The organism is Caviibacterium pharyngocola, assembly GCF_002795405.1.
Lineage (GTDB): Bacteria > Pseudomonadota > Gammaproteobacteria > Enterobacterales > Pasteurellaceae > Caviibacterium > Caviibacterium pharyngocola.
This window is the reverse complement of sequence record NZ_PHGZ01000003.1, coordinates 121,536-137,272: the sequence shown is the minus strand read 5'-3', so window position 1 is coordinate 137,272 and position 15,737 is coordinate 121,536. Positions and strand designations below refer to the sequence as shown.

General features: G+C 42.1%; 11 protein-coding genes. 3 read left to right on the top strand and 8 right to left on the bottom strand.

From position 1 onward, the window contains the following. Positions 1–10 precede the first annotated feature (10 nt). The 7 genes from glgX to glnS all read right to left on the bottom strand — a co-directional run bounded on the left by glgX (position 11) and on the right by glnS (position 9,695). Positions 11–2,032, bottom strand: a complete 2,022-nt coding sequence (glgX, locus tag CVP04_RS01055) for a glycogen debranching protein GlgX (RefSeq protein ID WP_100295667.1) — start codon at positions 2,030–2,032, stop codon at positions 11–13. A gap of 78 nt (positions 2,033–2,110) precedes the next feature. After that, complete coding sequence (gene glgB / locus CVP04_RS01050) at positions 2,111–4,297, bottom strand: 1,4-alpha-glucan branching protein GlgB (protein WP_100295666.1); 2,187 nt, start codon at positions 4,295–4,297, stop codon at positions 2,111–2,113. Positions 4,298–4,315: 18 nt separating this feature from the next. Further along, positions 4,316–6,412, bottom strand: coding sequence for a 4-alpha-glucanotransferase (gene malQ / locus CVP04_RS01045; RefSeq protein WP_100295665.1), 2,097 nt, complete (start codon positions 6,410–6,412; stop codon positions 4,316–4,318). Positions 6,413–6,830: 418 nt separating this feature from the next. Next, positions 6,831–7,178 (bottom strand): type II toxin-antitoxin system PemK/MazF family toxin, encoded by a 348-nt coding sequence (locus CVP04_RS01040; protein ID WP_100295664.1) that lies wholly within the window; start codon positions 7,176–7,178, stop codon positions 6,831–6,833. Positions 7,179–7,182: 4 nt separating this feature from the next. After that, positions 7,183–7,428, bottom strand: coding sequence for an AbrB/MazE/SpoVT family DNA-binding domain-containing protein (locus CVP04_RS01035; RefSeq protein ID WP_165772752.1), 246 nt, complete (start codon positions 7,426–7,428; stop codon positions 7,183–7,185). Between the two features lie 61 nt (positions 7,429–7,489). Beyond that, positions 7,490–7,948 carry a YcgN family cysteine cluster protein gene (locus CVP04_RS01030; RefSeq protein ID WP_100295662.1) on the bottom strand — a complete coding sequence of 153 codons (459 nt, stop codon included), beginning with the start codon at positions 7,946–7,948 and terminating at the stop codon, positions 7,490–7,492. Between the two features lie 79 nt (positions 7,949–8,027). Further along, positions 8,028–9,695, bottom strand: a complete 1,668-nt coding sequence (gene glnS / locus CVP04_RS01025; protein WP_100295661.1) for a glutamine--tRNA ligase — start codon at positions 9,693–9,695, stop codon at positions 8,028–8,030. Between the two features lie 225 nt (positions 9,696–9,920). Here glnS and CVP04_RS01020 point away from each other — a divergent pair, with 225 nt between their 5' ends. From CVP04_RS01020 to tdeA, 3 genes are all read left to right on the top strand, one after another. Beyond that, on the top strand, positions 9,921–11,087 hold the full coding sequence (locus tag CVP04_RS01020; RefSeq protein WP_100295660.1) for an efflux RND transporter periplasmic adaptor subunit: 1,167 nt from the start codon (positions 9,921–9,923) through the stop codon (positions 11,085–11,087). Between the two features lie 17 nt (positions 11,088–11,104). Then, a complete protein-coding gene (locus tag CVP04_RS01015; RefSeq protein WP_100295659.1) occupies positions 11,105–13,039 on the top strand; it encodes a MacB family efflux pump subunit in 1,935 nt (644 codons plus the stop codon). 76 nt (positions 13,040–13,115) lie between these two features. Continuing rightward, the gene (gene tdeA, locus CVP04_RS01010; protein WP_100295658.1) at positions 13,116–14,492 is read left to right on the top strand and encodes a toxin/drug exporter TdeA; all 1,377 of its coding nucleotides are present in this window, start codon (positions 13,116–13,118) and stop codon (positions 14,490–14,492) included. 233 nt (positions 14,493–14,725) lie between these two features. On the opposite strand, the gene iolG is transcribed toward tdeA, so the two are convergent. Then, positions 14,726–15,736 (bottom strand): inositol 2-dehydrogenase, encoded by a 1,011-nt coding sequence (gene iolG, locus CVP04_RS01005; RefSeq protein WP_100295657.1) that lies wholly within the window; start codon positions 15,734–15,736, stop codon positions 14,726–14,728. Position 15,737: the final 1 nt, after the last annotated feature.

Sequence of the window (15,737 nt, the reverse complement as noted above, 5' to 3'; positions counted from 1 at the left end):
TCTCATTCAGTTAACTCACAACGCTATCGATAAATATCGATTCCTCATTTCCGCGCAGAATGCAAAATGCCAAATCATCGACATAAAGCCGATTTTCCCGCACCATTGCCGTTGCCGCGCTATATACAATTTTCCAGTCCCCTTGCGGTAATTGAAACTCTTGTAATCCTGCTTTTGCATTAATGACTAATAACCACGTCTTATCCAAAAAGACTTGTAGTGCTTTCGTATCCCGATTATGCCAATCTTCAACCGACATTAAATCGCCGTTTGAATTCAGCCATTGCACGTCGTCATCTTTCCACCAAACGTCCCGTTGCAAAATTTGCATCCGTTTTCTTAAGGCGATCATCTGTTTAACGACAAAAAATAAATCTTTATTAAATTCGTTCCATTTTAACCAAGTTACCGCGTTATCCTGACAATAGGCGTTATTATTACCGTATTGCGTATTACCGAATTCGTCGCCCGCCAATAACATCGGCGTACCGTTAGATAGCAATAAACTTGTCAGCAAACCGCAGCAAGTGAGAAAGCGCTCGAATTCAACGGTCGGCGATGCATTTTCAGAGCCTTCGAACCCGTGGTTATAACTGTAGTTTTCATTACGACCGTCGCGATTATCCTCGCCGTTGGCAAAATTATGTTTATAGTTATAACTCACCAAATCGCGCAAGGTGAATCCGTCGTGTGCGGTAATAAAATTCACCGAATTATGCGGCAATCGTTCCGCCGATTTATACACATCGCCGGACCCTGCCAAGCGCTCGGCAAATGCGCCGACTTCCCCGCTTTTCCATAACCAAAAACGGCACATATCGTCACGGAAACGGTCATTCCATTCGGCAAAATAACTTGGGAAATTCCCCACTTGATAGCCGAAATCGCCGATATCCCAAGGTTCGGCAATTAATTTACAACGCTGTAAGCTCGGAATTTGCGCCATTTCTTGAAATAATAAAGCTTCTTGGCTGAATCCGTTTTTCTCGCGCCCTAATACCGTCGCCAAATCAAAACGGAATCCGTCGATATGACATTCTTCCACCCAATAGCGCAAGCAATCGATTACCCAACGGCGACTAATTTCATTGGATAAGTTCATCGTGTTGCCGCAACCCGTCCAATTTAAATATTCACCCGTGTCGTTCTGCCAATAATAGGTTTTATCATCAATACCGCGCTGGCTGAATGTCGGAAACTCTTTTTCCGATTCCACCGTATGATTAAACACCACGTCTAAAATCACTTCGATTCCCGCCTGATGTAAGGCTTTCACCATTGATTTAAATTCCGTCAACGGTGTGGTGTCTTGGCGTTTCGACCAATATTTCGGTTCCACCGCAAACATTGCCAACGGGCTGTAGCCCCAATAATTATGCAGTCCTTTTTCCTGTAAGTGCGGTTCGTCTAAATGATAATTTACCGGCAATAATTCCACGGCGGTAACGCCTAATTCTTTTAAATACGCAATCATTATCGGATGCGCTAAGCCGGCGTAAGTTCCGCGAATTTGTTCGGGTAAATCCTCTCTTAGTTGAGTAAATCCTTTAACGTGCACTTCGTAAATAATCGTTTCAGCCCACGGCGTTTCTAAAGGTTTATCGTTTTCCCAATTAAAATGTTCGTCGGTTACGACGGCTTTCGGCGCCAAATGGGCATTATCCCGATCATCGGTTAATAAAAACCACGCGCGTTTTTCCTCACTGCTTAAATCCGGCTTGCCTTGAACCGATTTAGCATAAGGGTCAAGCATAAGCTTGTTCGGGTTGCTCAGTGCGCTACCGTTATGATTATAAATACGAAAACCGTATTTCATTCCGTAATAAGCATCAGCCAACCAAATATGCCAAGTATCCGCGGTTCGGTGCATCGGCAAGCGAATTTCGATCTCGTCTTGCACACCGTCAAAAATACATAATTCGACCGCTAACGCTTGCGATGAAAAAATCGTAAAATTAAATCCCTTACGCCCGTTATAAAATTGTTGCGAACATCCCGGCGGGTAAGGTGTTCCTACAGCTATTCTTGTCATTGTTAATTTATTCGTCGTTTTATCGTTATATGGTGATTTATCGATCCTGCCGTTCAAAACGGGATCGATTTCACAAAATTAAGCCTTTAATTTCAAATATATCGTTGCCAAAGGCGGAATCACTAAATTAATTGATTGTTTTCTACCGTGGCTGGCAATCGGTTCGCTTTGCACCGAACCACCGTTACCTACATTCGAACCTTGATAGAATGAGGAATCCGAATTTAGAATTTCCTCATATTCGCCCGCTACATTGACCCCGATTCGGTAATCATAACGCGGCACCGGCGTAAAGTTACTCACCACGACGATACGCTCGCCTTTGCGGCTTTGTCTTTCGAAGGCGAAAACGGAATTTTGATAATCGTCCACCACTAACCAATCAAAGCCTTGCGGATCATTATCCAACTCATACAACGAGGCGTTGTCTTGATAAGTGCGGTTCAAATCTTTCACGAATTGTTGTACGCCTTTATGCCAGCCACCGCCGTGTTGTTCGTCCAATAGGAACCAATCCAAACTTTCTTCATAATTCCATTCGCGACCTTGAGCAAATTCGTTACCCATAAATAACAGTTTTTTGCCCGGATAGCCCCACATATAACCGTAATAAGCACGCAAGTTGGCAAATTTTTGCCAAGTGTCGCCCGGCATTTTATCTAACAAAGAAGATTTACCGTGCACCACTTCGTCGTGCGAAAGCGGTAAGACGAAATTTTCGCTGTATTGATAAACCATACCGAATGTCATTTGATTGTGATGATATTGACGATAAACCGGATCTTTTTGCATATAAGATAAAGTATCGTTCATCCAACCCATATTCCATTTGAAGTTGAAGCCTAAACCGTTATATTGCAACGGACGCGTAATCCCTTCGAAAGACGTAGATTCTTCCGCAACGGAAATCGCCCCCGGCATTTCTTGATTAATAATACGATTGGTTTGTTTCAAGAAATCGATGGCTTCTAAATTTTCACGTCCACCGTATTGGTTCGGAATCCATTGACCTTCGGCGCGGCTATAATCACGATAAATCATCGAAGCGACCGCATCGACGCGAATACCGTCCAAACCGAAACGTTCCAACCAATATAATGCGTTCGCAGACAAGAAGTTTCTCACTTCATTGCGTCCGTAGTTATAAATCAAGGTATTCCAATCTTGGTGATAACCTTCGCGCGGATCGGCGTGTTCATACAATGCCGTGCCGTCAAATGCGGCTAAACCGTGCGTATCGCTTGGGAAATGTCCCGGTACCCAGTCTAAAATCACATTTAAACCGGCATCGTGCGCTTTATCCACTAAACGACGGAAAGCTTCCGGCGAGCCGAAACGACTGGTCGGTGAATATAATCCGATCGGTTGATAACCCCAAGAGCCGTCAAACGGAAACTCCGAAAGCGGTAAAAATTCGATATGCGTAAAGCCCATTTCCTTCACATAAGGAATCAATTCATCGGCAATTTCATCGTAATTTAACCAGAAATTGTTTTCCAAATTTCGACGCCACGATCCCAAATGCACTTCATAAATCGAAATCGGTTGATCCTGTTGATTGGCTTTGCGACGTTTTTCACTCATTTCCACTACATCCGGTAGCGCGCTGATTTGTGACGCGGTATCCGGACGTAATTGAGAACTGAAGGCATAAGGGTCGGCTTTTAAGCGAAGTTGATCATAGCAATCAATCAATTCGAATTTATAGAGTTGTCCTAGTGCAACTTTCGGTAAAAACAGCTCCCATACGCCACACGCAGGATGAAAACGCATCGGATGACGACGACCATCCCAATAGTTGAAATCGCCGACCACGGAAACACGTTTGGCATTCGGCGCCCACAAACGGAAATTCACACCGGGTACGCCGTCACATTCCATAAAATGCGCACCTAATATTTCATAAGGACGTAAATGCGACCCTTCCGCTAACAACCAGTTATCCAAATCGCTAATCATCGGATGAAAACGGTACGGATCTTCTAAAATTTGCGAATCTTTGCCCCAGCAAACTTGTAAACGATAGGCAAAAAAGCTACGCGTATTCGGCACTACGGCGGCAAAAAAGCCACGTTCGTCAATGCGTTCCAATTCGCAAACTTGTTCTTGCTGATCGTTATACACAAAAACCTGACAGGCATCGGGATAAAGCGTTCGGATTTCAATACCGTTATCCGTTTCGTGCATCCCTAATACGGAAAACGGATCGGAATGGCGCCCATCGAAAAATGCGTTAATAACATCTTGTGAAACCAATTTAGTCATAGCGTAACCCCTCTTTGCCTATTTAGCTCGTGCTTGGCCGATTTCTGTTAAAAATGAGGTGATATATTCGTCATTAAATATATCTTCCAAATTACGCGCTAATTTCTTGCGCCAATTCGGATACTCGGAAGATGTTCCGGGTAAATTAAAAGAAACTTCTTGATTCAATAAATTTTCTAATTGAACACCGATTAAATTCGTGCGGCTTTCCGCCAAATAACGATGAATCATAAGATTCAAATTATCGTGCATTGCCATCGTCAAGGCATCGCCCCAATAATCGGAAGATAAATATTGATCGCGATGTAAGGTATTTAATAAGGCTTGTTTATCGATTACGCGCTGATCATATTTTTGTTTTAAAACATCGCCTTGTAACACGCCCAAATCACCGAATAATTGCAAATCGCGGCAATGCCAGAAACTTTGCAACGACGGCACATCGTGCGTGCCGACCGTAGCAAAAGCATTCAATGGAAAATCACCGCCCGCCGGATAATGATCCTGCTTGCGTTCAAAATACAACACGAAATAAGATAATATGGATAATTCGTTTAATTTCGACCGCACTTCGTTCGGCACAATACCTAAATCCTCGCCAACGACTAAACATTGATTGCGTTGACTTTCAATCGCTAAAACCGCCATTAACGCATCGAACGGATAATGAACATAAAGCCCATCGCTTGCATTTTTGCCTTCCGGAATCAGCCATAAACGGAATAATCCCATAATATGATCGATGCGTAACACACCGAAATTTTGCATATTCGCGCGTAATAAATCGACAAACGGCTGGAATCCGCGCGCTTTTAATACGCTTGGATTGTAAGGCGGAATGTTCCAATTCTGACCGACCGGCCCCAATGGATCCGGCGGCGCACCGACAGAAGCGTTGACGCAATATAATTCTTGATCAGACCATACGTCCGCACTACCGCGCGAACTGCTCACCGCCAAATCGCCATATATACCGAGTTTCATTCCCACTTCGGCACACAGATTTTGTAATTCCGCTAATTGCGTATAAGCAAGCCACTGCAACCACGCATAAAATTCGATTTTTTCTTTATGTTCTTTCAATAAAGTTTTACGCGTGTTCGCCGTTAAGTGTTGCCATTTTTCCCGCCAGCCCAACCAACCGATTCGATTTTCATCTTCCGGCATTTGATCGTGTTCTTCGTTATCCAACACTTCAAATAAACCTTGATAACGTAACGCATCGCCTTGTTGCTTCACAAAAGCCGCAAAAGCATTACGCCGAGCAATAATTTTTGCCGATTTACTGCGCAAGAAATAAGCGAATAATTGTTCAAGTGCGGTCATTTTTAAACGATTTACCGCCGCATAATCCACTTCATCGCGCGCACGCAAGGCACAAAGTTGCGCTTGAATTTCTTCGCGGTTAAACCAATTTTGCACGCTTTTGCACAATTTGAATTCCGGCAAGCTATCAATCGCCACATACAAATAATTCAACCAACGACGAGAAGAAGAACTATACGGACTCGCCCATTCCGGCACGGAAGAATACAATAAATGCAACGGGTTAATTCCGACGAAGTCATAACCGAATTGCGCACTTTTCTCGATTAAATAACGCAAATCGTCAAAATCGCCGATTCCCCAGTTTCGACTTGAACGCAAACTATATAATTGAACGTTTAATCCCCAAGATTTTTTCTGATTAAATAACGACGGTTGATAAGCCGTATGCGGCGCAACCAAAATGCGGATGCGATATAGGCGTTCGTTAAGGGTAAATTGCAAAGCATAATAGCCGTAAGGCAAAGGAGAAAGCGATAAAGACGGAGAAAAAGAGAAAGTTGATTCGGATAATGTGCGCTCGTTTTCATCAAGAACGACACAATGTAAAGACGACCAATCAGGTAAGTTTAAATTCGCTACATAATAAATTATCGGTTCGTTTTCTTTTACAACAATGACATCATCAAATAATTCGGATTTTCCGGCATTATTGGGCGGCTGTAACAATTCAGTGAAATAATCCAAGCTCTCCGGATTGGCATAAATTAAATGTCCGTCGATATCGTAATATGACGTCGCAATACCAAGCGTTTCCGCAGATTGCATTTGGTGTTCCTTAATACTCATTTTGTTCTTCCAACAACTCTAAAACAGGTACAAAAATAGAAGTTAAATTCATTATATATAACACCGACGTAAACACAATGTTTTTAGGTTGATTTAGTGATCTCCGTCAAGAATAATTATTTTCATTATAAGGGCTTTATCGGCGATTTATCCGGCTTTCGAGACGATAAAAAAAGCTTTACTTTTTGATTCGACAGGTTTTTATATTTACGAAATAAAACGTGACAGGGTTACTTATATAGAAATAACGTACCCCCTTTGATTTATAGATAATTAAATAATAATGCGATAATTTTTCTAAAAAAATCCCGTCGAAATGACGGGACAGTTTTTTTATTTAATCGGTATTGAGCAATATATTATATCGCTTACCTAATTCAACTAAAAAAGTTATAAATTCGACCGCACTTTGATCTTTTTATTCTTCAGATAAAATCGCATCCAATCTGGCTTGCACATCATCCAAAATAAAATCCGGTACGGATTCCTTGCGTTTGGCTTGACGGATCTTCCAATCCAAGGATTTAAGTTGATGACAATGGATTGCACCTTGAGTATGCGTTCCGCATCCCATCAATGTCACTAAGGTTCCGAGAGAACGCGCATACTGCGCATTTCCTTGAGAGATCGGACAAACGAACGCCAATCCCGAACGATTGAAATGATAATTACTCACCACAAGCGCATAATGTTCGCCTTGCATTTCTTGACCGCTCGCCGGATCGAACTGTAAATGGATAATATCTCCTCTATTCGGTACATTCATCTCATTAGCCTTCTTTGCCTACCGATTTCATTTCGTCCCAACCTTCTACTCTCGGTAAATCATCGCCCATTTCAGCCATTAAGGTTTGAATGGAATAGCGTTTTTTACTTTTCACCGGACGGAGCATTAATCCGTCGGGTTGCACTTCAAGATCAAAATGATCATTCTCACTTAAATGTAATTGCGCTAAAACAGCTTGAGGTAAGCGTACTGCCGCACTATTACCCCACTTTTTAATTTGTAATTGCATAAGTTCTCCTTTTGCCATATGTAGATATATTATATCTACATACATTTTAGGGCAAGATATTTTATTTGCCTTTCAAGGGCATTTCCTCATCAATAATAAATTCAAACCAATCGATTACATCGCGTTCGTGAATACCGTTTTTGATCGGAATATCGGCATTTTTGACCGAATCCGGTGTGCCGGAAATTAACGGATGCCAGTCGAAAAGCGGTTTATTTTCATACAACAAACGATAGGCGCAGGTTGTCGGCAGCCAGCTAAAATCCGGCAAATTTTTTGAGGTTAATTTCGTACAATCCGTTTCCAGCTTAAAACGATCGCGATAATTACCGCACTTTCCGCTTTCCACATCCAATAAATTACAGGCGATACGGGTGAAATACAGTTTTTGTTGCTTTCCGCGTCCTTCGATAAATTTGCGGTAGCAACATTTTCCGCAACCGTCACATAAGGCTTCCCATTCCTCGTCATTCATTTCCAGCAGGGATTTCGTTTCCCAAAATTTTGTTTCGAGTTTCATATTTTTCAGACGAAAAGTGCGGTCGATTTTTTTGAAAATTCCACCGCACTTTATGATAAAAACAATTTATGTTTGTTGATTAAAAGCCTTCTTTCAAGCTCACCGTTAAGTTGAACACCAAATGATCCGCGCGGCTGTCTTTGCTATCCGCACAATAATAACCTTCGCGTTCGAATTGATAAGCTTGCTCGGCTTGTGCGGAAGCCAAACTTTGTTCCACCACGCCGTGTTTGATCACTAAAGAATTCGGATTTAATACGTCGTTTAAATCTTCCGCCGCGCCCGGATTCGGTACGGTGAATAATTTATCGTACACGCGAAATTCTGCGTTTAAATAATCCGTGGCGGAAACCCATTGAATAACGCCTTTGACTTTGCGTCCGTCCGCCGGATTTTTGCCCAAAGTTTCCGGATCATAAGTACAATAAACCGTGGTGATATTGCCGTCCGCGTCTTTTTCTACACGTTCCGCTTTAATCACATAAGCGTTGCGCAAACGCACTTCTTTGCCGAGCACTAAACGTTTATATTGTTTATTGGCTTCTTCACGGAAATCCGCTTGATCGATATAAATTTCTTTGGTGAAAGGCAGTTGACGCGTACCCAATTCTTCGCGATTCGGATGATTCGGCGCGGTTAAAATTTCTTTCTCGCCGAAGTTTTCAATCACGATTTTTAACGGATTCAATACTGCCATTGCGCGCGGTGCGTTGGTATTTAAATCATCGCGAATACAACTTTCCAATGCGCTGTATTCTACGACGTTGTCTTGCTTAGTCACGCCGATACGACGACAAAATTCACGAATCGCCGCCGGCGTATAACCGCGACGACGTAAGCCGGAAATCGTCGGCATACGCGGATCGTTCCAGCCGTCCACGATTTTATCTTCCACTAATTTCAATAACTTACGTTTCGATGTTAAGGTATATTCCAAATTTAAACGGGAAAATTCATATTGATGCGGCAACGGGCGTTCAATGGAAATATTTTCCAAAACCCAATCATACAAACGACGGTTATCTTGGAACTCCAAGGTACATAAAGAATGTGTAATACGTTCAATGGCATCGGAAATGCAATGAGTGAAATCGTACATCGGATAAATGCACCATTTACTACCGGTTTGGTGATGATCGGCAAATTTAATCCGATATAACACAGGATCGCGCATTACCATAAACGGCGACGCCATATCGATTTTGGCACGAAGGCTGGCTTTTCCTTCGGCAAATTCGCCGTTTTTCATTTTCTCGAATAATGCTAAATTTTCTTCTACGCTACGATCACGATAAGGGCTGTTTTTTCCCGCTTCCGTTAAGGTGCCGCGATATTCGCGCATTTCTTCCGGCGACAATTCATCCACATACGCTAAACCTTTTTGAATTAATTCAATAGCATAGCCGTAAAGTTGATCGAAATAATCCGAGGCATAACGCGGTTCGCCTTGCCAATGAAAGCCCAACCATTCCACATCTTGTTTGATCGAATCCACATATTCCACGTCTTCTTTTACCGGATTGGTATCATCAAAACGCAAATTACATTTACCTTGATAATCTTGCGCAATGCCGAAATTCAAACAAATGGATTTTGCGTGTCCGATATGTAAATAGCCGTTCGGCTCAGGCGGGAAACGGGTGTAAACGTTTTGGTGTTTACCCGCCGCCAAATCTTCATCAATGATTTGACGAATAAAATTCGTCGGACGATTTTCCGTATTTTCCGCTACATCAATATGGCTCATTCTGACCTCAATTATTAACCTTTATTAATCAAAAAATTGCGTCTATTCTACAATGTTTATCGACATAATACAAAGTGCGGTTGATTTTACCCAAAGAAATGGTAAAATTCTTTCGCTCAAATGAACGAACGTTCATTCATTTTATTTTTATCTTAAGATTTTCTTAAGAAACGGATTTTAAAATTTGTTATAAATAACATCTTGTAACAAATTTTCGGAGTATTTATGACTAAAAAGTCTCTTTTCGTCTTAGCATTAGCCGCCGTTATCGGTTTCGGTGCGTATTACTATCTCGCCTCATCGAATAACACCAAAATCACCTATTTGACCGAAACGGTAAAACGCGGCGATTTACAAAAATCCGTGATCACCGGCGGCACGGTGCGCGCCTATAATCGCGTTGAAGTGGGCGCGCAGGCTTCCGGTAAAATCGAGAAAATTTACGTTACCTTGGGGCAAGAAATCAAACAAGGCGATTTAATTGCGGAAATCGATTCCAAAACGCAGGTGAATAATCTCAATATCGCCCAAGCGGAATTATTGTCTTACCAAGCGCAACTGAAAGCCAAGAAAGTGGCGTACGAGGTAGCAAAATCCGCTTATTCCAGAATGTCGGCGCTATATAACAAAAAATCCGCCAGCCTTGATGATTTAAACAACGCAAAAGATAATTTCGCCTCTGCCGAAGCGGCGATTGAGGAAATCGAAGCATCCATCAAAAAAGCGGAAATTGAAGTGGATTCGGCGAAAACGAATTTGGAATATACTAAAATTCACTCGCCGCTTGACGGCACGGTGATTTCCATTCCGGTGTCCGAAGGGCAAACCGTGAATGCCAATCAAACGACGCCGACCATCGTGCAAGTTGCCGATTTAAATAAAATTCTGATTAAACCGGAAATCTCCGAAGGCGATGTTACTAAAGTGAAAGCCGGTATGCCGGTGACATTCACTACGTTATCCGATCCCGATACGGTATATAAAAGCACGATCAGTTCCGTCGATCCGGCAATGAGCACCTTAACGGATAACGAATACAGCGAAAGCGTCTCCGACACCAACGCGGTGTATTATTACGCCAATGTGGTGGTGGACAACAAGGAAAATAAATTGCGCATCGGAATGAGCGTGCAAAATACCATTATCATCGCCGATGTCAAAGACACCTTATTAGTACCGACGATGACCTTGCATAAACAAAATAACAAAACCTTCGTTAACGTGTTAACCGCCGAAGATAAAGCCGAACAACGCGAAGTGAAAATCGGTTTAAATGATGACGTCAACACGCAAATCCTTGACGGCGTACAAGAAGGCGAAAAAGTGATTTCCTCACAAGTCGCCGACGGCGAAAAAGTCGGTAATTCCGCTCGCGGCCCAAGAATGTTCTAAAAGTGCGGTCAAAATTTATGAATATTATTGAAATTAAAAATATTAATAAATATTTCGGCGAAGGCGAAAATCGCACGCAGGTCTTAAAAGATATTAATCTTGAGATCAAAAAAGGCGATTTTATTGCGATTATCGGGCAATCCGGTTCGGGCAAATCCACCTTAATGAATATTATCGGCTGCTTGGATACGGCGACCTCCGGTTCCTATAAAATCGAAGAAACGGAAGTCAGCCGACTTAACGCCGATCAACTTTCCGATTTGCGTCGTAAAAAATTCGGTTTTATCTTCCAACGCTACAATCTGCTTTCTACATTAAGTGCGGTCGAAAATGTCGCCTTGCCTGCGATTTATGCCGGTGTCGATCAAAAAACACGCTTAGAACGCGCCGCACTTTTGCTGGAAAAACTCGGTTTAGCGGATCGTTTGCAAAATAAACCGAATCAACTTTCCGGCGGCCAACAACAACGCGTCAGTATTGCGCGAGCGCTAATGAACGGCGGCGATATTATTCTGGCGGACGAACCGACAGGCGCTTTGGACAGTCGCAGCGGCGAAACCGTAATGGAAATTTTGCAGCAATTACACCGCGAAGGTCATACGATTATTTTGGTCACGCACGATAAACAAGTGGCGGAGTTTGCCAATCGGATCATTGAAATCAAAGACGGTAAAATTATCGAAGATACGCGTAAATCCGATCTTATCGCGCAGAAGGAAGAAACCGCGGCGCCGCAAAAAAGCCGTTTCGGGTTTTATAAAGATCAATTCGCCGAGTCCTTTAAAATGTCGGTGAAAGCCATTATTGCGCACAAATTGCGCTCGTTGTTGACAATGCTCGGCATTATTATCGGCATTACTTCCGTGGTCTGCGTGGTGGCGCTGGGAAACGGTTCGCAACAAAAAATCCTTGCCAATATCAATTCGATGGGCACCAACACAATGGATATTTATAACGGTACGGGATTCGGTGATCGACGAGCGGACAAAATGCAAAATCTTACCGTCGGTGATTCCAATATTCTTGCCAAACAAAGTTATATTGAAAGTGCCACGCCGAACAGCAGCGTAAGCGGTACGTTGGTTTATCAAAATGAAAGTTTCACCGCGCAGGTAAAAGGTGTGGGCGATCAATATTTCAATGTGAAAGGATTAAGTTTAAAACAAGGTCAATTTTTTAACGACAATGATGTTAAACATAACGAGCAAGTCGCGGTGATTGATGAAAATACCTTAAAACAAGTGTTTAACAATCAAAATCCAATCGGACAGGTTTTGATGTTGAATAAAAAACCGTTGCGCGTGATCGGTGTGGCGGCGACTTCAAATAATATGGGAATGAACAGTTCAAGCCTGAATATTTATATTCCCTATTCCACGGCGATGAATAAAATTTCCGGCAATCAGAAGATTGATTCGATTACGGTAAAAGTGCGCAATGAGGTCAATTCCACCGTAGCGGAAAAAGATTTAACCAATTTATTGTTGGTTCGCCACGGCAAAAAAGATTTCTTCGTGATGAATACGGATACCATTAAACAAACCATTGAAAGCACCACCAATACAATGCGTTTATTGATTTCCTGTATCGCGCTGATTTCTCTTGTGGTGGGAGGTATCGGCGTAATGAATATTATGCTTGTTTCCGTAACGGAACGAACGAAAGAAATCGGCGTCAGAATGGCAATCGGCGCGCGACAATTCAATATTCTGCAACAATTTTTGATTGAAGCGGTGCTGATTTGTTTAATCGGCGGGTTAACCGGAATTACGCTGTCGATCCTGTTCGGAATGTTGTTTAACTTTTTTATGACGGATTTTACGATGGTGTTTTCAAGCGCTTCCATAATCTCCGCCGTACTCTGCTCCACGTTAATCGGTATTGTTTTCGGTTATATGCCGGCAAAAAATGCGGCGAAATTAAACCCGATTACGGCATTAGCCAGAGAATAGATTTTTTGATACAATTTTATACACACAAAAGTGCGGTAAAAATTACCGCACTTTCATACATTTAAAGGAAATTACAATGTTAAAACTTTCAAAAATAACCTTTGCCTTAGCCGCTTCAGTCACCGTAGTCGGTTGTGCCAATATTGATGATTCTTACAAAGCCTCTCAGCTTGAATATCAACAATATGAAGAATTAACCAAACAATATAATATTCAAGAAAACTGGTGGACATTATACGGCGATGCACAGCTAAATCGCCTAGTCGAACAAGCCTTAACCAACAATAAAAATCTCGCGAAAGCGGCTATCGCCGTCAACTCCGCGTTATATCAAGCGAATTTAGTCGGCGCGAATTTAGTGCCGGCATTCAGCGGTTCAACTTCATCTTCAGCGAGCAAAAATATTAAAGACGGCGGCAATTCCACAATTTCGCATAAAGGCGCATTAGAAGTCGGTTATACGGTGGATTTATGGCGCCGTTTGGCTGACGCCACCTCCGCCGCAGAATGGACGCACGCCGCAACGGAACAAGATTTGGAAGCCGCCAGAGTATCTTTAATTAACTCCGTAATTATCACTTATTACAATTTGGCTTATTTAAACGACGCCATTGCCGTCACCAACCAAACGATTGATTATTACTCACAAATCAATCGCATTATGCAAAATAAACTCAACCACGGCGTTGCCGACAGCGCCAGCACGGATCAAGCGCAACAAGCCGTCTTAACCGCCCGCAACACGCTGTTAACTTATCAAACACAGAAAAAAACCGCTGAAAGCACATTGCGTAATTTATTAAATTTAAAACCGAATGAAGTGCTAAACGTCAATTATCCACATATTCTCAGCGTGAAAAATGTCGGCGTAAATCTTAACGTTCCGCTTTCCACCATTGCCAATCGTCCGGATGTTAAAGGTTATCAATATCGCTTAAACAGCGCCTTTAAAAACGCCAAAGCGGTACAAAAAAGCTGGTTCCCTGAAGTCACTTTAGGCGGTAGCTTATCTTCCAGCGGTACTAAAGTCAGCAATGCGTTAAATACACCAATCGGCGCAGGCGTATTGGGCATCAGCTTGCCATTCTTAAGCTGGAACACGGTAAAATGGAATGTCAAAATCTCCGAAGCAGCTTATGAAACGGCATTGGTAAACTTTGAACAAAGTATTACATCCGCACTAAACGACGTGGATAAAAACTACTTCGCATATACCCAAGCTCGTCAAAGTTTAAGCAATTTACAACAAACCCACGCGTACAACACGAAAATTACGCAATATTACAAAAATCGTTACGATGCAGGTATCTCGGAGTTAAGAGAATGGCTCAACGCGGCAAATACGGAGAAAAGCTCACAGCTATCCATTTTGAACGCAAAATATAACGTCATCCAAACCGAAAACGCCGTATATAGCTCAATGGGCGGCTATTATTCAACAAAAACCAAATAATTTCCCAAAAAACAAAAGCGACTTAATACATTGATTTTTAAGTATTAGGTCGCTTTTAATATTCTCTTCTATTCGCCAGATTCTTCAGAAGATAGCAGGTAAATTAGTGCATTTTTAGCAACTATTTTTTATTACATTGATATATAAAAGACGCTGTAAACCGCTTTAATTGACTAAATCAAGTCATTCTTAAAGATGCGGCTCATACAGCGCCTTTTCATTATGTTATAAAATTAAATTACTTCACTTAACTTCACCGGACGACCTTCGTCTAAAGATTTTTTCGCTGCGATTGCGATTAATACCGGTTGTAAACCATCGTTGCCATTGACAAGTGTTGGTTTGTCATTCACAACGGAATCCACGAAGCACGCCATTTCATCTGCGAAAGATTGCATATAGCGTTCTAAGAAGAAGTATTTCGGTTTTTCTGCAATCACGCCGCTTGCGTTAGATAAAATTGCTGTGGACGGTGTATCATTGGCGGTTTGGATTGCGCCTTTAGAACCGAACACTTCCGCACGTTGGTCGTAACCGTAAACTGCTTTACGGCTATTGTCTATAACTGCGATTGCACCGTTAGCGAGTTTCAAAGTAATCACTGCAGTATCAATATCGCCAGCTTTACCGATTTCAGGGTTAACTAATACGCCGCCTGCTGCGTAAACTTCAGTTACTTCGCTACCGGATAAATAGCGCACCATATCAAAATCGTGAATAGTCATATCAAAGAACATTCCGCCTGATACTTTCACATATTCAATCGGTGGCGCATCTGGGTCACGCGAAGTCACACGAATAACGTGCGGTTCACCGATATCGCCGTTGACAACAGCATTTTTAATTGCTTTAAAGTTGTGATCAAAACGACGATTGAAACCCACTTGGAATTTCACGCCGGCTTTTGCCACTTCCGCTAATACTTCTTGAATACGACCTACATCCGCATCAATCGGTTTTTCACAGAAAATATGTTTACCGGCACGAGCCGCTTCAATAGAAATTGGTGCGTGAGTGTTGGTTGAAGAACAAACCAAAACAGCATCAATTTCAGGATCTTGCAAAATTTGTTTGTAATCTTCATAGACATTAGGAATACCCATACCTTTTGCCCATTCTTTTAATTCTTCTGTAACACGCACATCTGAAATGGCTTTAATTTCTGCACCTTTTACATATTTGGTGATACTTTCTGAATGTACACGACCGATACGGCCTGCACCAATAATACCGACTTTAATCATA

Bases quoted from the DNA above. Each gene is read 5' to 3' on its own strand.
- malQ (WP_100295665.1), bottom strand. From the start codon at position 6,412: ATGAGTATTAAGGAACACCAAATGCAATCTGCGGAAACGCTTGGTATT.
- CVP04_RS01040 (WP_100295664.1), bottom strand. From the start codon at position 7,178: ATGAATGTACCGAATAGAGGAGATATTATCCATTTACAGTTCGATCCG.
- iolG (WP_100295657.1), bottom strand. From the start codon at position 15,736: ATGATTAAAGTCGGTATTATTGGTGCAGGCCGTATCGGTCGTGTACAT.
- CVP04_RS01035 (WP_165772752.1), bottom strand. From the start codon at position 7,428: ATGCAATTACAAATTAAAAAGTGGGGTAATAGTGCGGCAGTACGCTTA.
- glnS (WP_100295661.1), bottom strand. From the start codon at position 9,695: ATGAGCCATATTGATGTAGCGGAAAATACGGAAAATCGTCCGACGAAT.
- CVP04_RS01030 (WP_100295662.1), bottom strand. From the start codon at position 7,948: ATGAAACTCGAAACAAAATTTTGGGAAACGAAATCCCTGCTGGAAATG.
- CVP04_RS01020 (WP_100295660.1), top strand. From the start codon at position 9,921: ATGACTAAAAAGTCTCTTTTCGTCTTAGCATTAGCCGCCGTTATCGGT.
- tdeA (WP_100295658.1), top strand. From the start codon at position 13,116: ATGTTAAAACTTTCAAAAATAACCTTTGCCTTAGCCGCTTCAGTCACC.
- glgX (WP_100295667.1), bottom strand. From the start codon at position 2,032: ATGACAAGAATAGCTGTAGGAACACCTTACCCGCCGGGATGTTCGCAA.
- CVP04_RS01015 (WP_100295659.1), top strand. From the start codon at position 11,105: ATGAATATTATTGAAATTAAAAATATTAATAAATATTTCGGCGAAGGC.
- glgB (WP_100295666.1), bottom strand. From the start codon at position 4,297: ATGACTAAATTGGTTTCACAAGATGTTATTAACGCATTTTTCGATGGG.